This is a genomic window from Guyparkeria sp. SCN-R1 (assembly GCF_003932495.1).
Taxonomy (GTDB): domain Bacteria; phylum Pseudomonadota; class Gammaproteobacteria; order Halothiobacillales; family Halothiobacillaceae; genus Guyparkeria.
In genome coordinates this window covers 1-19843 of record NZ_QZMT01000025.1, presented here as the reverse complement: position 1 = coordinate 19843, position 19843 = coordinate 1, and the positions used below count along the sequence as shown (strand labels likewise).

Genomic DNA, 19843 nt, shown 5'->3' with positions numbered 1-19843 from the left:
GACTCAGGACTCAGGCCTTGGTGCCCGCCTAACCAACCGTCCAACTTTTGGGGGTCAGTTCAGCCAGGCCGGGGTTTCGTTTATCAAGGCAACTGCCGTTAGATCCGACCGTAGACCTCGCCGCCCTTCTGGACGAACTCGATCGACTTCTCCTTCATACCCTGCCTGAGGGCCTCCTCCTCATCGACCCCCAGCTGGTCGGCGTACTCACGGACCTCCTGGGTGATCTTCATCGAGCAGAAGTGCGGGCCGCACATGGAGCAAAAGTGCGCCACCTGGTGCGCGTCGGCCGGCAGGGTCGCGTCGTGGTACTCACGCGCCCGCTCCGGGTCGAGCGACAGGTGGTACTGGTCCAGCCAGCGGAACTCGAAACGTGCCTTGGAAAGGGCGTTGTCGCGCACCTGCGTGCCCGGGAAGCCCTTGGCGAGATCCGAGGCATGGGCGGCGATCTTGTAGGTGATCACCCCTTCGCGCACGTCGTCCTTGTCCGGCAGGCCGAGGTGTTCCTTGGGCGTGACATAGCAGAGCATCGCGGTGCCGTACCAGCCGATGTTGGCCGCGCCGATGCCGCTGGTGATGTGGTCGTAGGCCGGCGCGATGTCGGTGACCAGCGGCCCGAGGGTGTAGAACGGCGCCTCGAAGCAGTCCTCGAGTTCCTTGTCCATGTTCTCCTTGACCATGTGCAGCGGCACGTGGCCCGGCCCCTCGATCATCACCTGCACGTCGTGCTTCCAGGCGATCTGGGTCAGCTCGCCCAGGGTCTTGAGCTCCGCGAACTGTGCCTCGTCGTTGGCATCCGCCAGGCAGCCCGGGCGCAGGCCGTCGCCCAGCGAGAAGGAGACGTCGTAGGCCTTCATGATCTCGCAGATCTCGTTGAAGCGCGTGTAGAGGAAGGACTCCTCGTGGTGGGCCAGGCACCACTTGGCCATGATCGAGCCGCCGCGCGAGACGATCCCGGTGACGCGGTCGGCGGTCATCGGCACGTAGGCCAGGCGCACGCCGGCGTGGATGGTGAAGTAGTCGACACCCTGCTCGGCCTGCTCGATCAGGGTGTCGCGGTAGATCTCCCAGGTGAGGTCCTCGGCCTTGCCGTCGACCTTCTCCAGCGCCTGGTAGAGCGGCACGGTGCCGATCGGCACCGGCGAGTTCCTGAGGATCCACTCGCGGGTCTCGTGGATGTGCTTGCCGGTGGACAGGTCCATGATGGTGTCGCCGCCCCAGCGGATGCCCCAGACCATCTTCTCGACTTCCTCGGCGATGCCGGAGGTGACCGCCGAGTTGCCGAGGTTGCCGTTGATCTTGGTGCGGAAATTCCGGCCGATGATCATCGGCTCGATTTCCGGATGGTTGATGTTCGCCGGGATGATGGCGCGACCACGGGCGATCTCGTCACGAACGAATTCGGGCGTGATCTCGTCGGGGATCGATGCACCGAAGGATTCGCCCGGGTGCTGGCGCAGCAGCTTCGCGTAGCGCGGATCGGCGCGCATTTCCTGCAGGCGATTGTTCTCGCGGATGGCGACGTACTCCATCTCCGGGGTGATGATCCCCTGACGGGCGTAATGCATCTGGGTGACGTTGGCACCCGCCTTGGCGCGACGTGGCGGGCGGATGTGCGAGAAGCGCAGGTTGGCGGTCTTCTCGTCTTCCAGACGATCCTGGCCGAAGCGGGAGGTCGGGCCGTCGAGCTGCTCAGTGTCGCCGCGCTCGTCGATCCAGTCGGCGCGCAGCGGGGTGAGACCCTTGAGGAGGTCGATCTCGACCTCCGGGTCGGTGTACGGGCCGGAGGTGTCGTAGACCGGGATCGGCGGGTTGGAAACGATGCCGGAATCGCTCTGGGTCGCCGTCTGGCTGACCTCGCGGTACGGCACGCGGATATCGGGGCGCGAGCCGACCGAGTAGCGCTTGTGACTGGCCGGGAACGGGGCGATGACCGTCTCGGAAAGTTTCGCCGTCTTCTGCAGGAAATCGCTGGGGATTGCGCTCATGGGTATGCCACCTGTGCATCAATTGGGGCATGCACGACGAGCGCCGACTGGACACGGGGAGGAGTACTCGGTTGTGCCAGACAGACTTCCCTACGCCGATGCAAGCCGGATCAGGTTCCAAGGGTGTGTCTCAGCCGCCTGACCGACCATTCACGGTCGGGGCGGCACCCCTAGTCTGCGGATGGGTGGCCACCGAACATCGTCCGGGCAGCCACCGTTATGGTCGGGACGCTACCCCAGCGGCCAGCAAATAACAAGTTCCCGGCCGGCTTTCAGTGACTTAGCAGAACGGCTCGACAGCCCCATCAATCGCGGGAAGTTGCCGGGGCAGTGGAAAACCCGTAAATTACCGCGCACTCAATTTTCCCGAAAACCAGAGCCGAATTCATGCCCACCGACATCGAACTGGCCCGCTTCAACATGGTCGAGCAACAGATCCGCCCCTGGGACGTGCTCGACAAGCGCGTTCTGGAGGTGTTCTTCAACGTCCCGCGCGAGCGTTTCGTCCCGGACGCCGAGCGGGTTCACGCCTTTGCCGACGTGGCCGTGCCGATCGGCCACGGGCAGACCATGCTGGCGCCGGTGGTCGAGGGCCGGATCCTGCAGTACCTGCAGGTCCAGCCCGGTGAGCGCGTGCTCGAGATCGGCACCGGCACCGGCTTCTTCACGGCATGCCTGGCATCGCTGGGCAACAGCGTGCGCTCGGTGGACATCTTTCCGGACTTCACCGAGCGCGCCGGAGGCCTGCTCTCGGAGCTCGGTTTCGAGCGGGTCGTGCTCGAAACCGGCGATGCCCACGACGGTTGGGCCAACGATGAACGCTTCGACGTGATCGTCTTCACCGGCGCCCGCACCGAGATGCCGGAAGCAAGCCTGCGCCAGCTGAATATGGGCGGCCGGCTGCTCGCCATCACCGGCACGGGGCCGATCCAGACCGTCTCGATGGTGACCCGCGAATCCGAGACCCACTTCCGCACCGATTCCCTGTTCGAGACCCGCACGGGCTACCTGATCGGCGCCGAACCAAAACCGTCGTTCTCGCTTTAATTACCGACCGCAAGAGGCAAACGCATCCTCTTGGCCGGCGCTTGATGCCCTCGAGACGATTCGTGGTGAGCCCTGCGCTCACCCGCCACGACTCCGCCAGCCCCTGTGCCCGCTAGGGGGCTCCAACCGGGCCCTTTCTGCGCTAAGCTCTTCTCTTTGAACACGCACCCACTGAAACCCAGCGGGCGGCGCGGCTACCGCTTGCCGGTGAAGCAACGGCTGGGGTATCGTGCGATTCCATTAGCAAGCTAATCAATTCCCGACCAACCTTTCCGAGGTGTCCCGACCATGCCTGTCAGTCGCAACGCATCCACTCGCGGCGGGCACATCGCCCCGAACCGGCCGCTGCGCCGCGCCGTCCTGTCGGTCGCCATCGGCATGGGCCTGGCAGTCGGCAGCACCCCCGCGTGGTCGGCCGATCTGCTCGACATCTACTCGTTGGCCGAACAGAACGATCAGCAGCTGCGCGCCGCCGAACAGCAACGTCTTTCCGTCGAGCAAAACATCCCGATCGAACGGGCCGACCTGCTGCCGCAGATCGGTGCAGGAGCAGGGGTTCGGTTTGAGCGCACCGACACCACCATTGGCGAAATCCCCGGCGCGGACAGCAACGATGGCTTTGGTGGCAATCTCGGCCTGACGCTCCAGCAAACCATCTTCAACCGGACCGACCAACTCGAGGTTGGTCGAGCGGAGCTGGAGGTGAACCAGGCCGCGATCGACTATGAGCAAGCCCGTCAGGATCTGATCCTGCGCACCGGCCAGGCCTACTTCCGCGTCCTGAACGCCGATGCCCAGCTGCAATTGGCCCAGGCCAACCGCACGGCCCTCACGCGACAACTCGAGCGTGCCCAGCGTCAATACGAGGTGGGCCTGGTGGCGGTGACCGATGTGGCAGACGCCCAGTCGGAATACGATCAGGCCAACGCGCAGATCATCGCCGCGCGTAACGAGCTCAACAATGCCGAAGCGGCCTTGGCCACCATCATCGGGCAGATGATCACCGATCTCGACGACATCCGAACCAATCTCGACGTGGCCGCGCCTCAACCGGCCGACCCCGAGCAGTGGATCGAGCTGGCCCTGGCGCAAAATCTCGAGCTGCAGAGCGCGACCGTCGGTACGCAAATCGCCCAACAGGCCGTCGACATCAACCGCTCCGCCCGTGCCCCGACCGTTGGGCTTGAGGCGCAATACGGTTACGACAACACCTACACCGGAGGTGGATTGACTCGGCAGGACCGGCGCGGGGGGCTCAACGGCAGTGTCGGCGTACAGGTCGAGCTGCCCATCTACACCGGCGGGCGCATCAATTCGCGTTCGCGCAAGGCGGCCTTCGACTACCAGCGCAGCCAGTTCGATCTGGACGGCCAGCGACGCCAGGTCCGCCAGCAGACCTCCGACAGCTACCGCGGGGTGCAGACCTCGATCAGCGAGATCACCGCCTTCCGCCAGGCAGTCGAATCCGCACGGACCAGCCTGGTCGCCACCGAAGCGGGCTACGGCGTGGGCACGCGCACCATCGTCGATGTCCTCAATGCCGAGCTGCGCGTGTTCCAGGCCATGGCAGACTACCTCGACGCCCGCTACAACTATCTCACCAACATGCTGCAGCTAAAGGCTGATACCGGCCAGCTCACCGTCGCCGACCTAGAGGCCATCAATCGTCAGCTCACGGATCAGGAAACCAACGCCCTGATCGCCCCGCTGATGGGCCGGAGCGATGACGATGGCGCGAGCACGGCAGACACCGAAATGATGCAACGCGTGCTCGAGCGCGCCCGCCAAACGGTCGACGGCGAGGACTGATCCTCGTCTCGCCTGAGGTCGGGCGATCGACGTCAGCTTTTAGCGCTTAGTCCAACCACGAAGCGAGCCGCTCGACCAGCCGCTCGGCCGCCCCGCGGTGTTCAGCGATCACGGCACGCGCCCGTGCCCCGGTCGCCGCCCAGCGCTCGGGCCGAGCGAAGCACTCGATCACCGCCGTCGCCAGCGCCTCGCTGTCGGCCACCTCGCAACAGGCATCTCGCTCACCGAGCACCGCAAAGACCTGGCGAAAATTCTGCACCGCCGTCCCATGCAACACCGCGCGACCCACGGCGGCCGGCTCGATCGGATTGTGCCCACCGACAGGCACCAGCGACCCGCCCATGAAGACGACCGGCACCTCGGGGAACAGTCCCGCGAGCAGTCCCGCCCGGTCAACGACCTCCACCGCCGGCCGGTCGCCCGGCGGCTGATCGGGCGCCCACGTTCCCACCGACAGGCCGGAGCGATCGACCAGTCGCGACACCTCGCCCGCCCGCTCGGGGTGGCGTGGCACCAGGATCAAGCGGGCGTCGGGGTAATGCGCGCGTACATGCTCGTGCGCGGCAAGCACTTGGGCCTCTTCACCCGGGTGAGTGCTCGCCGCCAGCCAGGTCAGGCAATGCTCAGCCGGCACCGGCACGGCCTCTTCGCTCACCGGCAGGTCGAATTTGAGGTTGCCGCAATCCTCGGCATGCGGCGCGCCCAGCTTGAGAAAACGATCCCGGTCGGCTGCGGACTGAGCGCAGATCAGCTCGACCCCGCTCAGCACCTCACGGAGCAAACCACCACCCCAGCGGGCGTATCGGTCGTAGGACCGGTCGGACAGGCGGGCATTGGCGATGACCAGCGGCACGCCGGCACGCCCCGCCTCGCGCACCAGGTTCGGCCAAAGCTCCGTCTCCATCACCACCATCAGCCGCGGGCGCAAGTGCGCCAGCACGCGACGCTGCGCAAAGGCCAGATCGAAGGGGGCATAGAAATGCGGCAGGCCGAGTGCGCGTGCCGCCTCGGCGCCGGTCTCGGTGGTGGTGCTGATCACGATCGGAAGATTGGGCCAGCGTGCCTGCAGCGCGCTGACCAGCATGGCTGCGGCCCGTACCTCGCCCAGGGAAACCGCATGCAACCACAAGCCGCCCCGGGGCAACCCATCCCGCAGACGCCCGAACTGTTCCAGCAAGCGTCGATGCCCGGGCGGGGCATGGCGATAACGTCGCCACGCGTCCCACAAGAGCCACGGGGCGATGAGGCCCAATGCGACCTGGTATTGCCAGCGCCTCACGCCACACTCCCCTGCCAAGGGGACAGATCACTAAAGGGGCTTACGAACGGGCAGACAACTCGCTTCAAGTGCATGGGCCCATTATCGCTTAGAATGCCGCTCCATGAGTGAACCACTCCCACCTCGCATTCGCGCGACGCGCTTGCTGCTGTCGCTGATTCCGCGGCTGATCGCCGCCTTGCCGCAGCGTGCCCGACTTGCCTTCGGCCGTGGGCTTGGCTGGTTTATGGCGCGTGTGCTCAAGAAACGACGGCACGTCATGCGGGCAAACCTGTCCGTGGCCTTCCCCGAATGGACCGCCGCGGCGCGGGAGCACACCATCGATGAACACTTCGCCCGACTCGGGGCCGGCATCTGCGAGGGATTCTGGGGCTGGTTTGGCAACCTCGACCGCGTGCCCGAGTACCGCATTATCGGCCTGGAACATCTCGAGGCCGCCCGGGCGGCCGGGCAGGGGGTGATCCTCAACGCCGCGCACGTCACCGACATGGAACTGGGCGTGTACTTCGTCTCCCGCCATGCACCGGTGCATGCCGTCTATCGCCCCAACAACAACCCGGCGATCGACGCGCTGATCGACCAGGGGCGCGAGAAGCACCTGGCCGGCCTGATCCACCGCGAGGACACCCGCGCCATGGTCCGCGCCCTGCGCGCCGGTGACGTACTCTGGACCGCGCCGGACCAGAACTACCACGGCAAGACCAGCGCCTTCATTCCTTTCTTCGGCCTGCCGGCAGCGACCAACACCGCCATGCCGATACTCGCCCGCATGGGCCGAGCCGTGATCCTGCCCTACCACGTCCGCCGCTTCGGCAACCGCTACGAGCTCGAGATCGAACCGCCGATCGAAGGCATCCCCAGCGGCAACGAAGTGGCCGACACCCAGCTACTCGTCGAACGACTGGAGGCCGAAATCCGCCGCCACCCGGCGATGTACCTCTGGGGGCATCGGCGGTTCAAGACACTGCCCGAAGGCATCCCGACTCCCTACTGAAACAAGGGCCTCAGTGCCAATGTTCGGCGACCCACGGTGTGGGACGCATCCACTTCCACTTGCCCTTCCATTCGCCGCGAATCGCCTCGTCCGGCTTGGGATGGCCGTGAAAGACCACGATCTTGGCGTCCTTCGGCTCTCTCGGCGCGATGAACGGCGCCAGCAGGCGATGAGGCATGCAGTGCTTCTTGAAGCTCACACACCACTCCGCCGGCCAATAGACCATGTTGTAACCGGACTCGTGGAGTGTTTCGGTGAGGTATATCTGCTCGTTGCGGCGCTCGGCCATCACCTTTTCGGGGTCCTCGTTGTACCGATCCAGCACCCACGACAGGTCCCCGATCTTGAACCGATAAACCGAGGAATTACCCACTACGCGATCCGGATGGGTCCAGTTGTGGATGATGCAGAAATCGCCGGGGTGCTCGAAAAACGGATCGAGCGAGTCCCGGATGACGATATCAAGGTCCAGAAACAGTGCATCCCCTTCCATGCCGCCCAAATCCGGGGTGAAGGTACCGAGTTTCCGCCAGGCCTCGTGCATGCGATGGGCCGGGACGTTCACCTCTGGCAGCGGGTGGGTTTCCACCTCGTCGCGAATGCCCGAGGCATCATCGGTAAAGCAGGCAAACCGAAAAGGCGGCGTGATGTTTCGCGCCACCATGCCGTACAGGGTATTCACGTCCTGGGCGGTATAGGCATCGCCCCATTTCATGCAGACAACGTTTTTCATCGGTCTCACTCTTGTTTCGGAATCGGTTAGCGATCCACCCGTTCATGGGTGAACAGACCCGGAACCAGACCAACCGGGATTTGCTGATGGCGCCACCACGGCCGGTTCAACTCTTTCTCGATATCGCTGAAACCATTGACTCGTCGCGACGACGGATTCGCCTCCACGTACGGGAGCATCTTATCGAGCATCCAGTCGCGTCGAACCAGGATCGACTGGTTGGTCCAGTTGAGATAGGGCGAGGCGGTGACGAGACTGCCTCGATCGGTGCGCCGGAAGACGGCAGGAAAGACCCGCTCGGGCTCCGCTGTCGCGTACGCCGCAATCCCCTGCAATCGCCTGGCCTTGCCCGGCCGCAAAGCGCGGCGCATCCGGGGCAGCCAGGCACCGGGGGCGGAGTCGGGCCGCACCTTATCATCGAAATAACGGCGAAACTTCTCGAGGGTGGCGAAGTCCTGCCCGGGTTGCCTGAGGCTGCGAAAGCGGAATACCGGGATACCGAACTCTTCCGCGTCGAACAGCGCGGCAGATAACTGTCGAGCCGACTCGTCATGCGACTCGATCAAGGGGCAATCATTCTCGAGCAGGAGCACGTAATCACACTCGAGCCCTTCCAGGAGCGCCTTCACGCCCCCGAAAATACCCGTGTTTGCGGCCGTGCCCTCGGCAGCCAGCCCAAAGGCGTCTGCCACCTCACGATCTTGCTCACTCATCTCCTGGAACAGGATCCGTCGCTTGTCGAATAGTGAGAAAAGATCGCCATCAGCATAGGTTTCCAACGTTTTCGAAAGCGTTTTCGGCGCCTTCCAGCTAAGGATTCCCATCCCAACTGTGATGCCCTCAGGCTTGATCAGCATGCTCATCTCCCTATTGCCTCATCATTTCCCCTGCTCATACCAATAACGCTTTCATAAAGCGCGACGGTCTCACTCTGCATTGCCGCGAGGGTGAATGGAACATCAACATTCACCGACGGGACGCCGGCCCGATACCATTTCTCCAACCGGCCGATAGCCAGCGACAGATCACCGACCGGCACACGCCCCTCCGGATAGATACGAGCAAGCTGCTCCCCCACCCCGCCGTGGTCGTACCCGAGGACGGGACGCCCCAGCGCCAAGGCTTCGGTAACAGTGCGGCCAAAGGACTCGGGCTTTTGCGTGAGCGACAGCACGACGTCACTGATGGCCATGATTTCCCGCAAATCATGGCGCGGCCCGAGCCAGGTGATGTCATCGGACAGTCCCTTCTCCGCAACGGCGGCCTGCACGCGCTGCCAATACTCCTGCCGCCGCGGGTGCACACCGCCGACCAACAGGGCATGAACCGGCACGCCGCGGGCCTTGAGCCCGGCGACGATCTCGATGAGATCCATCTGACCCTTGATCTGGGTGATGCGCCCCGGCAGGATCAGCAGCCAGCGATCCCTGGCCTGCGGGTTTTCCGTGAAAAACCGCTCAACCCACGCCGGATCGGGACGAAAGTCGGGGTGATAGTGCTCGGGGTCGATACCGCGATAGATGCGCACGATGCGGTCGGGGTCGACCGTCGGGTAGTTGCTGCGGATGTACTCGACGATGCTGTCGGAGACGGCGATCACGCGCTCGCCCTTGGTCATCACGGCGCTGTACCAGCCGGGCGAATAGGCGCCGTGAACGGTGGTGACCAGATGCGGACGGGATTCGTTCGGTAGCCCCTTCCAGGCGAGGTATCCAATCCACGCGGGCAGGCGCGAGCGCAGGTGCAGGATGTCGACACCCTCGTCGCGCAGCAGGCGACGCACGATCGGAATGTAGCGCAGCGTGCTCAGCGCCTTGCGACCGACGGGGAGCGTGACGTGCTCGCCCCCCAACGCCTCGAGTTCCTCGACCAGGCGGCCGCCCTCGGAGATCACGACGGCGCGATGGCCGGCCGCCACGAGCGCCTCGGCGATCTCGAGCGTGCCGCGCTCGACACCACCACCGTCGAGGGCGGGCAGCATCTGCACCACGGTCAAGCGACGCGCCACACGCTCGGCTCCCTGCTCGTCTTCTCTCACCCTGTCCTCCCAATGCTCCCCGACGGTCTGCCGGAGACGCTATCATGCCCGCATGCCGACGCATCCCGAGACCGTCAACGAGATATGGGCCGTCACCACCGGCGAAGCCGGCATGGCCAACCAGGCCCGCGGGCTGGCTGAGGCAGTCGCCGAGTGCACCGGCTGGCCGGTGGTGCAGAAGACCATCGGCATGCCGCGCCCGTGGCGCTGGCTGCCGATGCACTGGGTGCCCCGGCCGCTGGGCAAGCTCAGCCCCGACTCGGACCCTATCGCCCCACCCTGGCCTCGCGTGCTCATTACCTGCGGACGGCGCAGCGCGGCGGTCTCGATCGCCATCCGCAAGGCCAGTGGCGGGCGCTGCTTCACGGTGCATGTACAGGACCCGCTGATCCCGCCGCGATACTTCGACCTGGTGGTGCCGCCGCGCCACGACGGGCTGAGCGGACCGAATGTCCTGCCGACGCGCGGGGCGATCCATCACGTCACCCAGGCAAAGCTCGATCAGGCCGCCGGCCAATTCCGTAACCAGTTCGAGGCACTGCCGCGCCCCTGGATTGGCGTGTTGCTGGGCGGCTCGAACCGCACCATGACACTCACCCCGGAGAAGACGCGGCAGATCGGCGAGCAACTTGCGAGTGCGGCGCACAACAACGGCGGCTCGCTCCTGATCACGCCGTCACGACGCACGGGCGAGGCCAATACCCGCGTCCTGGCCGAGACCCTCCGCGAGGTGCCGCACCAACTCTGGCAAGGTCAGGGACCGAATCCCTACTTCGGCATCCTCGCCCTGGCCGATTATCTGGTGGTCAGCGGCGATTCGGCCTCGATGGTCTCCGAGGCCGCCTCCACCGGTCATCCGCTGTACGTGATCGATTTCGGCCGCTACTCGAAACGCCTGGCGCGATTCCATCGCGAACTGCGCGACGAAGGCGTGACACGCACCTTCGACGGCACGCTCGACCAGTGGCAATACGCGGCGGTGGATGACACGCAACAGGTGGCAACGGCCATCTGCGAAAAGGTTCACGGGCGGGCGCTAACTCCGCCGCAACGCCCCTGTCAGTCGACCAGCTTGTAGACCGCACTGCAGTAGATGCAGCGGGCCTCGTCGCCCTGGTGCTCGAGGTGGATGTAGACCCGCGGGTGCGAGTTCCACAAGGCATCTTCCTCGGGCGGGCAGTAGATCGGCAGGTCCGCCTGGGTCACCTCGACAAGCCGATCGGCGTTGGGGGTGTCGAAATCCTGGGGGTGCGACGCGGTATCCGGGTTCATGCTTTCGCCTCCACGTAGTCCAGCCAGTTGTCCGCCAGCGGCGGGTAGCGCCCCTCGACCAGGTCGAAGTAGGTGCTCTGCAGCCGCTCGGTGATCGGGCCACGCACGCCGCTGCCGATCGGCCGGTCATCGACCTCGCGGATCGGCGTGACCTCGGCGGCCGTGCCGGTGAAGAAGGCCTCGTCGGCGATGTAGACCTCGTCGCGGGTAATGCGCTTTTCCACCACCGGGATGCCGAACTGGTTCGCCAGCGCGATGATCGTCCGGCGGGTGATGCCGTCGAGCGCGGCAGTCAGGTCCGGCGTGAAAAGTATGCCGTCGCGCACGATAAAGATGTTCTCGCCCGAGCCCTCGGCGACGAAACCCTGCGTGTCGAGCAGCATCGCCTCGTCGTAACCGGCGGCGGTGGCCTCACGCAGTGCCAGCATGGAGTTCATGTAGGCCCCGTTGGCCTTGGCCTTGCACATGGTGACGTTGACGTGGTGGCGCGAGTAGCTCGAAGTGCGGATGCGAATACCCTTCTCGATGTTCTCCGCGCCCAGGTAGGCACCCCAGTGCCAGGCCGCGACCATGACGTGCACCTTGAGGTTGTCGGCACGCAGCCCCATCCCCTCGGAGCCGTAGAACGCCATCGGCCGGATGTAGGCACTCTCGAGGTTATTCTCGCGCACGACCTGACGCTGCACCTCGTTGAGATGGCTTTCGGTGTAGGGCAGCTTCATGCCGAGGATCTTGGCCGAGTTGTGCAGCCGCCGGGTGTGATCCTCGAGGCGGAAGATCGCGGTGCCCTGGTCGGTCTTGTAGGCCCGCACGCCCTCGAACACGCCCATGCCGTAGTGCAGGGTGTGGGTGAGCACGTGGGTCTTGGCCTCACGCCATTCGACCATCTCGCCATCCAGCCAGATCAGGCCATCGCGATCTTCCATCGACATTGCTTTATGCCTCGCAGAGCAGTGAAACGGTGCCGCGCGGCGCGTTGAGCGATCAACGACACACCGGCGCGCAAACCCGCGAGTTTACCACCCCCAGCGGGATTCCGGCAGGGGCGTCAGTGGGCCAACTCCACTCGATCGCGCCCGCGCTCCTTGGCGTGATAGAGGGCAGCATCGCCACGCGCTAGCAGGGTGTTGGCGCTATCGCCCTCGCGAAATTGCGCCACCCCGAGACTCACGGTGCCGCCGGGGCCGAGCTCGGAGGCGGAGTTGCCGCGATAGGCCTCGCGGATCCGTTCGGCGACCACCGTCGCCTGGGCCAGCGCCTGCCCCGGCAGGAGGATGACGAACTCCTCACCCCCGTAGCGGAAGCACGCGTCATCATCGCGCACATTCGCCCGCATCACGCGCGCCAGGCAGCGTAACGCATCGTCACCGGCCAGGTGACCGTAGCGGTCGTTGTAATCCTTGAACCAGTCGGTATCGAGCACGATCAGGCTCAGCGGATCGCCCGTGCGCAGGCTCGCCGCGATGGCACGATCGAGACGTCGGTCCAGCGCGCGGCGGTTGTAGAGCCCGGTCAGGCCATCCTGCTCGCTGAGAAAACGGTATCGATCCCGCTCCTGCGCCAGCACGGCCTCCTCTCGCTGCTTGTGCCGGATGCGATTCCCCAGGGCAAACGCCAGCAACAGGGCCTCGGCCAACGAGCCGACCGGCAGGGCGACCATCAGCCAGGTGGCATACGGCAGCCAGCCCAGCAGCATGGCCAGATACAGCAAAACGGCCAGCGCGAACACCGACCAGCCGAGCAGCAGATAGCCGGCCGGGTCGAAACCACGGCGCATGGCCCGCACGGCGGCCCAGACAATCGCGACCACCGTGGCGACGGCATAGATGGCCACGATGGCAAAAGAGACGACCCCCGCCAGCCAGATCGAGGCGGGCATGGACAGCAGCGCCAACACCATGACGCCAACCAGCGCGCGATCGGCAAGTCGATCATCACGCTGGGTACGCAGGAATCGCCGCACGAACCAGATTCCCGACAACGCCACCAGGGCGGCAGCCAATTGCGCCCGTGCCGCGGGCGGCACCGACTGGACGACATCGGGGAACAGCGGGGTGAGGATGTTGTAGCGCAGGCCGATGTAGAGCACGGTGGTCGCCAGGAACACGGCATAGCCGAGATAGGTGCGCTCGCGCACCGCCAGCATCAGAAACAGGCTGTAGGCCGCCATGCCTAGCATCGCGCCGAGATAGACGCCGAACAGGGTGTAGCGCTCCAGGGTGCGAACCCGCTCCTCTTCCAGCGTGCCGAGCGTCAGGCGCAATGCCGTCGGGCCATCGGCACGCAGCTGGATCAATACCTCGCGCTCACCTGAAAACCGGGGCAACAACCGGCCCGGGTGCCCCGGCATGTCCAGCAATCCCGCCACCTCGGTGGTCTCGCGCACCTCCAGCCAGCCGCCCCCGGGTGCGCTGGGATCGCGTAGGAAAACCCGCAGGTCACGGAAATACGGCCAGCGAATCGAGAGCCAACGCGAATTGCCCAACGATTCGCCGTCGAGGCTGATCCGCAGCCAGAGTCGCCCCTGATATGGACCGAGGTTCAAGGCAGCCGTCTCGCCGGCACGGTAATCGAGGGCCATCGCCTCGCCAGGTGAGAGCCGCTCCTGGGTGGTGGCCCATTCGGCCTGCGAAAGGAGGTCACGCTCGGCCTGCGCGGCCGGGGCGAAAAGCAGGAAGACGATCAGCAACCACCAGGTCACCGCCGGGGGCAACACGCGGCCAACCCACCTGACGCGGGTATCCGCTTCAACCCGCTCCGCGGTATTGCCAGCCACCATGCGTCATCCCCGGAATTGGACGAGCCGTCACTGCCGACACGATCCTGTGTCCTGGCAGTCCTTTATATGGCTCACTGTATTCCGAGTATGGCGCCCGGGCAATATCCGACGAACGCCGATCAGCCGTCGCTACGACGAGGTTCGGTCGTCTCGATGCCGGCTTGATCGAGTTGACGGCGCAGTGCCGTGACATCCTTGCCGGGCAGCGGGCCGAGAATCACGCGGTGATAGCGCTGCCCGCTCACGTCGACCGGATCGATGCGGCTTTCGACCCCGAGCATGGCCAGCTCCGCCTTGCGCGCCTCGGCATCGCGCGCCTTGCTGAATGAACCGGCCTGGAGCACGTAGCGCGCCTCCGATTTCAGCTCGGACGGCTCGGTTGGCGGCTCGTCGCGCGCCCCCGGGGCTTCCTCGGTGGGCCGAGGGGGCTGGTTACCCTCCTCCGGCAGCAGAGTATAGAACTGGAATTCGGGCGAGACCGGCTGCTTCTCCTGCGGCTTTTCCACGCTGCGGGTATCGGTCTGGGCACTCGACGCGTCGCTCGACTGACTGTTGTTCTCGGCCGTCAGCCGAGCGAGCAACACCACCAACCCGACCAGCAGGACCAATGCGATCAGCAGCGCCCATTTGGCACCACGATTGCCTCCCGAGGATCGAGGTCGATTCACCTTTTTGCGCCCCTTGCTGGCCATCGTGACGGTTACATCTCGTCCGGGGCATTGACGCCGAGCAGCGTCAGGCCATTGGCCAGCACCTGCCGAGTCGCCAGCACCAGATTGAGCCGGGCGTTGCGCAACGGCGCGTCGTCACCCAGCAGGAAGGCATGTGCGTTGTAGTAGCTGTGGAAATCCTGGGCGAGATCGCGCAGGTAGTGCACCAGCTGATGTGGCTCGTGCGCCAGGGCGGCCCGCTCGACCAGTGCCGGGTACTGCGACAGGCGCTTGAACAGGGCCTGTTCGTGCGACTCGGTCAGTCGCGCGTAGGCCTCGCGACCGGTTTGCGGCTCGTGGGTGAAGCCGCGCAGCGGAAGCTGGCGCAACACCGAGGCCACCCGGGCGTGGGCGTACTGGATGTAGTAGAGCGGGTTCTCGTTGCTCTGGCTTTTGGCCAGATCGAGATCGAAATCCAGATGCTGATTGGCCGCCCGCATCACGTAGAAAAAGCGAGCAGCATCGTTGCCCACTTCCTCGCGTAGCTCGCGCAGGGTGACGAAGCTGCCCGAACGGGTCGACATCGGTACCCGTTCGCCGCCCCGGTAGAGGATGGCGAACTGCACCAGCGAGACGGTCAGCTGATCGGCCGGCTTGCCCAGCGCGGTCAGAGCGGCGCGCACGCGGGGCACGTAGCCATGGTGATCGGCGCCCCAGATATCCACCACCTGATCGAAGCCACGATCGAACTTGTCGAGGTGATAGGCGATATCGGAGGCAAAGTAGGTAGTCTGGCCGTTGTCGCGCCGCACCACCCGGTCCTTGTCGTCACCGAAGTCGGTGGAGCGAAACCACAGCGCGCCGTCACGTTCATAGAGGTGACCCTGCGCCTCCAGCCGTTCGATGGCGCGCTCGACCAGGCCCCGATCGGCGAGGCTCTGTTCGGAATACCAGTTGTCGTAGGTGACCCCGAATTCCGCCAGATCGGCACGGATGTCCGACAGGATCGAATCGAGGGCGGCGCGGAACACCAACTGGTAGTCGGTCTCGCCCAGCAACTCACGCATGCGCCGAATCAGCGCATCGATGTGACGCTCCTTGTCGCCGTCCGGCGCATCCTTCGGCAGGTCGGCGAACACCTTGTCCGAGCCCACCACCAGTCGCCGGCCGTGCTCGTCCGCCAGCGCCGCCGCGATATCGAGGATGTAGCCCTCGGAGCGATAGCCGTTGGAGGGGAACGCAATGCTCTCGCCCTGCCCTTCCAGATACCGCAGCCAGACGCTGACCGCGAGGATGTGCATCTGCCGGCCGGCATCGTTGACGTAGTACTCGCGCTGGACGTCGGCACCGACCGCCTCGAGCAGGCTCGCCACCACCGAGCCGTAGGCCGCGCCACGACCATGACCGACGTGCAGCGGACCGGTGGGGTTGGCCGAGACGAATTCCACCTGCACGCGTTGACCACCGGCGGCATTCGAGCAACCGAAGCGCTCGCCTTCCTCGAGAATGCGGTCGATCAGGGCAAAGGCCGCGCCCGCCTCGACGAAGAAGTTCATGAAACCCGGACCGGCAATCTCGACGCGCTCGACCCCCTGCTCGTCGGCGAAGGCCTCGACGATGCGTTCGGCAATCGCCCGCGGCGGTCGTTTCATCGGCTTGGCCAGTTGCATGGCTAGGTTGCTGGCGAAATCCCCGTGGGCCGGGTCTTTCGGCACGGTCAGCACCGGTTTGACCGACACGTCGGCGGGCAGGTCGCCCTCGGCGACGAGTTGCTGGCAGATGGCCTGGAGACGTTGTTCGATTACGGCCTTCACGGACGGGATAACCCCTTAGCGCTGGAAACATGACATGGGTACCGCGAGCGGCACCGGGAAAGAACGCGACAGTTTAGCGGCAAGCGCGGGCCCAACCAACCGCGACAGTCAGACATGCCCGCGGGCACCTGCTAAAGTTCCTGCCGACGTTTTGAGCCTTTACTGAGAGAAACCACCAACATGGCAGCCTTGCACGAGGACGACTTTCCCGAACCGGTCGGCGCGGACGAAAAGCGCGTCGAGACCATCGCCGGCGCGGTCAAGACCATCCTGGCCGAACTGGGCGAAGATACCGCCCGCGAAGGGCTGGTCGACACGCCCAAGCGCGTCGCTAAGGCCCTGCTCTACCTGAACCAGGGGCTGAATCAACGCGTGGAATCGGCCATCGGCAACGCCCTGTTCGAGTCGGACAACGACGAGATGGTGGTGGTACGCAACATCGAGTTCTACAGCCTCTGCGAACACCACATGCTGCCGATCATCGGTCACGTCGACATCGGCTACATCCCGCAGGGCAAGGTACTGGGGCTGTCCAAGCTCGCCCGCATCGTCGATCTCTACGCGCGTCGCCTGCAGATCCAGGAGAACATGACCCAGCAGATCGCCGAGGCCGTGGAGAGCGCCACCGGGGCCGCCGGCGTTGCCGTGCAAGTGCGCGCGGCCCACATGTGCATGGCGATGCGCGGGGTCGAGAAGGTCGAGTCCGAGACGATCACCTCGCGGATGACCGGACAGTTCCGCAACAGCGCGGCCACCCGAAACGAGTTCCTGCAGCTGGTTGCACGGTGACGCCATGACATCACGCGCCCAGACCATCCTGATCACCGGGGTGACGCGCCGGGTCGGCTCCCACCTGGCCGAGCACCTGTTGGCCGCCGGCCACCGGGTCATCGGCACCTATCGCCACGAGACCGACGCCCTGCGCGCGCTCATCGACCAGGGCCTGATCGCCCTGCCGCTGGACCTGCTCGAGCGGGAACGGCTCGCCGAGTTTGCCCAGCAGGTCGCCGATCGAACCGATCGACTCGATCTGATCGTGCATAACGCCTCGATCTGGCACCGTGACGAGGACGTCGCCGCGAATCCCGAACTGGCCACGGCGATGTACACCGTGCACGTGACCAGCCCGATCGAGCTGACCGAACACCTGCAGCGCGTCCTGCCCGCCCGCGACCGGGATGACGGCCACGCCGACCGGCAGGCGGTGTTCATCACCGATGCACACATCGATGAAGGCGAGCCCGACCACATCCACTACATCGCCTCGAAGGCGGCAATTGAAAGCTCGATCCGGTCACTGGCCCTGCGTTACGCCCCCCACACCCGCGTCAACGCCATCGCCCCCGGTCTGCTGATGTTCCACCCGGAAGACGACGCCGGGTACCGCCGCCATCGCCTCAAGCGGCGCTTGTTGCCCTTCGAGCCCGGCCCGAGGGTGGTCAGCCAGACGATCGATTACCTGATGGCCTGCCCGCTGATCAATCAGGCCGTCATCCGGCTCGATACCGGGCGGCGCTGGGATAACTGACGGCTGGGGCTGGACGAAACCGTCGATTCCGCCTTTGAGCACATCAAGAGTCGGCTGCGAGTCTGATCGTTGCCCCTTTGAGCCATCGCGGCTAAAGCCGCTCCTACGCGCCCTCTTCCGTCTTCGGATCTGTCAGCTTCCAGCTTTTATCAAGCCCACAACCGACGTCGCACCAAGGCCACGGCGAGGTAGTAGGCGACCACGGCGAAGCCGCCCAGCACGGCCAGGTGGGCGACCAGGTGCTCGACCGGCTCACCGACGATCACGGGACGGATGATCTCGATCGCGTGCGTCAACGGCAGGACCAGCACCGCGGTCTGCATCCAGGCGGGCAAGGTCTCGATCGGGAAGAACACCCCGGAGAGCATGAACATCGGGGTGACCACCAGCACGAAGTAGTAGTTGAAGAAATCGTAGTTGTCGGCGATGGCCGTCATCACGATGGCCGGCCCAGCAAAGGCCAGCCCGAGCAGGAACACTACGGGCAGCGCCCACAGCGCCATCCAGCCGCCCGGCACCGCACCCAGCAGGGCGGCGACGATCAGGATTGCCACAGCGCTCAACAGCCCCTTGAAGGCCGCCCAGATGGTTTCGCCGAGGATGATGTCGTCGATATCCAAGGGCGTGGCCATGATGGCGTCGAAGGTCTTCTGCGGCACCATCCGCGTGTAGACCGAGTACATGCCCTCGAAGCTGACCGAGATCATCGCCGAGGACGCGACGATCCCCGAGGCGAGGAAAACGAGATACGGCAGCCCGCCGATGTCGCCCACCAGCGCCCCCAGACCGATGCCCAGGCCCAGCAGGTAGATCACCGGCTCACCGAAGTTGAGCACGATCGCCGGCCCGATCAGTTTCCGCCAGACCAGAAAATTACGAGCGAATACGGAAAACGCCGCCATCCTGGCTCGCGGCAACTGCCAGATGGAACGCCTCATAGACATCGGCACCTCGATAAAGCGTTATGAGCCGCGCGAGTGCAAGGAGCCGCGCAGCGAGCGACGAGACATATCACTCCGATAGGCGAGGAGCGAGCGAGCACGCGACGCAGCAATCGCGTGGCGCAGTAGCTTTGTCGAGGTGCCGTCATTCGCGCAACTCCCGCCCGGTCAGGTGCAGGAACACGTCCTCGAGCCCGGCGCGACGGTGGATTACCGTCAGACCATCGGGCTGACCAAGAAAATCGAGAATCGGGCCCGGCACCCCGGTGTAGACGTAGACGGCGGTACCGTGACGCTCGACGCGCAAGGCCATCGAGGTCAACGTGGCGAACACGCCATCGCTGACTGAGCCACGCAATTCGATCACGTCCGGCTCGACATGGCGCCGAATCAGCTGACCCGGTCTGCCCTGATCGAGAATGCGACCGTGGTCCATCACCACCAGCTCGTCGCAGAGCCGCTCGGCTTCTTCCATGTAATGGGTCGTCAGCACCAGGGTTACACCGCGGGCACGCAATTCGGCCAACCGCCCCCAGATGACGTGGCGCACCTGCGGATCGAGCCCCGAGGTGGGTTCATCCAGTATGACGACCTCCGGGTCATTAACCAGCGCGCGGGCGATGGTCAGGCGGCGCTGCATGCCTCCACTCAACTGGTCGACGCGGGCATCGGCCTTGTGCGTCAGGTTGGCGAACTCGAGCAGCGCATCGACCCGCGTGGCCACCTGTGACCGGGACAGACCGAAAAAGCGGGCGTACATGAACAGGTTTTCGCGAACCGTGAAGTCCGGGTCAAGGTTGTCCCCCTGGGGAACCAGCCCCACGCGGGCGCGGATGGCGCGCGCCTCGGCTGGCAGGGTGTGCCCGAGCACCGAGAGCTCGCCGGCATCGAAATCGGCCAGCCCCATCAGCATTTTGGGTATACGGATTTAATGGTTGATGGGGCACCTTCACCCCATCAATCTGATACCA

18 protein-coding genes and 1 riboswitch are annotated in these 19843 nt (G+C 65.1%); of the genes, 6 read left to right on the top strand and 12 right to left on the bottom strand.

The features are described from left to right. Positions 1-98: 98 nt before the first annotated feature. On the bottom strand, positions 99-1988 hold the full coding sequence (gene thiC, locus D5687_RS10425; protein ID WP_125199717.1) for a phosphomethylpyrimidine synthase ThiC: 1890 nt from the start codon (positions 1986-1988) through the stop codon (positions 99-101). A gap of 70 nt (positions 1989-2058) precedes the next feature. Then, positions 2059-2170, bottom strand: a riboswitch (TPP riboswitch). 205 nt (positions 2171-2375) lie between these two features. Between thiC and D5687_RS10420 the strand changes: the two genes are divergently transcribed. Together D5687_RS10420 and D5687_RS10415 are read left to right on the top strand one after the other, a co-directional pair. Beyond that, the gene (locus tag D5687_RS10420) at positions 2376-3035 is read left to right on the top strand and encodes a protein-L-isoaspartate O-methyltransferase (RefSeq protein ID WP_125199716.1); all 660 of its coding nucleotides are present in this window, start codon (positions 2376-2378) and stop codon (positions 3033-3035) included. 288 nt (positions 3036-3323) lie between these two features. Continuing rightward, positions 3324-4844 carry a TolC family outer membrane protein gene (locus tag D5687_RS10415; RefSeq protein ID WP_125199715.1) on the top strand — a complete coding sequence of 507 codons (1521 nt, stop codon included), beginning with the start codon at positions 3324-3326 and terminating at the stop codon, positions 4842-4844. 46 nt (positions 4845-4890) lie between these two features. Here D5687_RS10415 and D5687_RS10410 read toward each other — a convergent pair whose 3' ends face one another. Further along, complete coding sequence (locus D5687_RS10410; protein WP_158611861.1) at positions 4891-6123, bottom strand: 3-deoxy-D-manno-octulosonic acid transferase; 1233 nt, start codon at positions 6121-6123, stop codon at positions 4891-4893. A gap of 103 nt (positions 6124-6226) precedes the next feature. Here D5687_RS10410 and D5687_RS10405 point away from each other — a divergent pair, with 103 nt between their 5' ends. Next, positions 6227-7117, top strand: a complete 891-nt coding sequence (locus D5687_RS10405; protein ID WP_125199713.1) for a lysophospholipid acyltransferase family protein — start codon at positions 6227-6229, stop codon at positions 7115-7117. A gap of 10 nt (positions 7118-7127) precedes the next feature. On the opposite strand, the gene D5687_RS10400 is transcribed toward D5687_RS10405, so the two are convergent. From D5687_RS10400 to D5687_RS10390, 3 genes are read right to left on the bottom strand one after another with little or no spacing between them, the layout of a single operon-like run. Further along, on the bottom strand, positions 7128-7850 hold the full coding sequence (locus D5687_RS10400; protein WP_125199712.1) for a hypothetical protein: 723 nt from the start codon (positions 7848-7850) through the stop codon (positions 7128-7130). Positions 7851-7876: 26 nt separating this feature from the next. After that, positions 7877-8707, bottom strand: coding sequence for a hypothetical protein (locus tag D5687_RS10395; protein WP_125199711.1), 831 nt, complete (start codon positions 8705-8707; stop codon positions 7877-7879). Between the two features lie 2 nt (positions 8708-8709). Next, positions 8710-9888, bottom strand: a complete 1179-nt coding sequence (locus tag D5687_RS10390) for a glycosyltransferase family 4 protein (RefSeq protein ID WP_240031484.1) — start codon at positions 9886-9888, stop codon at positions 8710-8712. Between the two features lie 52 nt (positions 9889-9940). Between D5687_RS10390 and D5687_RS10385 the strand changes: the two genes are divergently transcribed. Next, positions 9941-10966 (top strand): mitochondrial fission ELM1 family protein, encoded by a 1026-nt coding sequence (locus D5687_RS10385; RefSeq protein ID WP_125199710.1) that lies wholly within the window; start codon positions 9941-9943, stop codon positions 10964-10966. Here D5687_RS10385 and D5687_RS10380 read toward each other — a convergent pair. The 5 genes from D5687_RS10380 to argS all read right to left on the bottom strand — a co-directional run bounded on the left by D5687_RS10380 (position 10948) and on the right by argS (position 16403). Then, positions 10948-11160, bottom strand: a complete 213-nt coding sequence (locus D5687_RS10380) for a zinc-finger domain-containing protein (RefSeq protein ID WP_125199709.1) — start codon at positions 11158-11160, stop codon at positions 10948-10950. The two genes, D5687_RS10385 and D5687_RS10380, sit on opposite strands and share 19 nt — an antisense overlap. Then, positions 11157-12092, bottom strand: a complete 936-nt coding sequence (locus tag D5687_RS10375) for a branched-chain amino acid transaminase (protein ID WP_125199708.1) — start codon at positions 12090-12092, stop codon at positions 11157-11159. The genes D5687_RS10380 and D5687_RS10375 overlap by 4 nt, the downstream gene beginning before the upstream one ends. Before the next feature lie 116 nt (positions 12093-12208). Next, positions 12209-13936, bottom strand: coding sequence for a GGDEF domain-containing protein (locus D5687_RS10370; RefSeq protein WP_158611860.1), 1728 nt, complete (start codon positions 13934-13936; stop codon positions 12209-12211). Between the two features lie 122 nt (positions 13937-14058). After that, positions 14059-14607 carry an SPOR domain-containing protein gene (locus D5687_RS10365; protein WP_158611859.1) on the bottom strand — a complete coding sequence of 183 codons (549 nt, stop codon included), beginning with the start codon at positions 14605-14607 and terminating at the stop codon, positions 14059-14061. 32 nt (positions 14608-14639) lie between these two features. Continuing rightward, entirely contained in the window at positions 14640-16403 is a 1764-nt protein-coding gene (argS, locus tag D5687_RS10360) for an arginine--tRNA ligase (RefSeq protein ID WP_125199705.1), read from the bottom strand. 180 nt (positions 16404-16583) lie between these two features. Between argS and folE the strand changes: the two genes are divergently transcribed. Together folE and D5687_RS10350 are read left to right on the top strand one after the other, a co-directional pair. Further along, a complete protein-coding gene (folE, locus tag D5687_RS10355; protein ID WP_125199704.1) occupies positions 16584-17192 on the top strand; it encodes a GTP cyclohydrolase I FolE in 609 nt (202 codons plus the stop codon). A 4-nt stretch (positions 17193-17196) separates the two neighbouring features. Then, positions 17197-17931: an SDR family oxidoreductase gene (locus D5687_RS10350; RefSeq protein WP_125199703.1), complete on the top strand. Its 735-nt coding sequence runs from the start codon at positions 17197-17199 to the stop codon at positions 17929-17931. A gap of 149 nt (positions 17932-18080) precedes the next feature. On the opposite strand, the gene D5687_RS10345 is transcribed toward D5687_RS10350, so the two are convergent. Continuing rightward, positions 18081-18875, bottom strand: a complete 795-nt coding sequence (locus tag D5687_RS10345) for an ABC transporter permease (RefSeq protein WP_125199702.1) — start codon at positions 18873-18875, stop codon at positions 18081-18083. Between the two features lie 142 nt (positions 18876-19017). After that, a complete protein-coding gene (locus D5687_RS10340; RefSeq protein WP_240031483.1) occupies positions 19018-19785 on the bottom strand; it encodes an ATP-binding cassette domain-containing protein in 768 nt (255 codons plus the stop codon). Positions 19786-19843 lie beyond the last annotated feature (58 nt).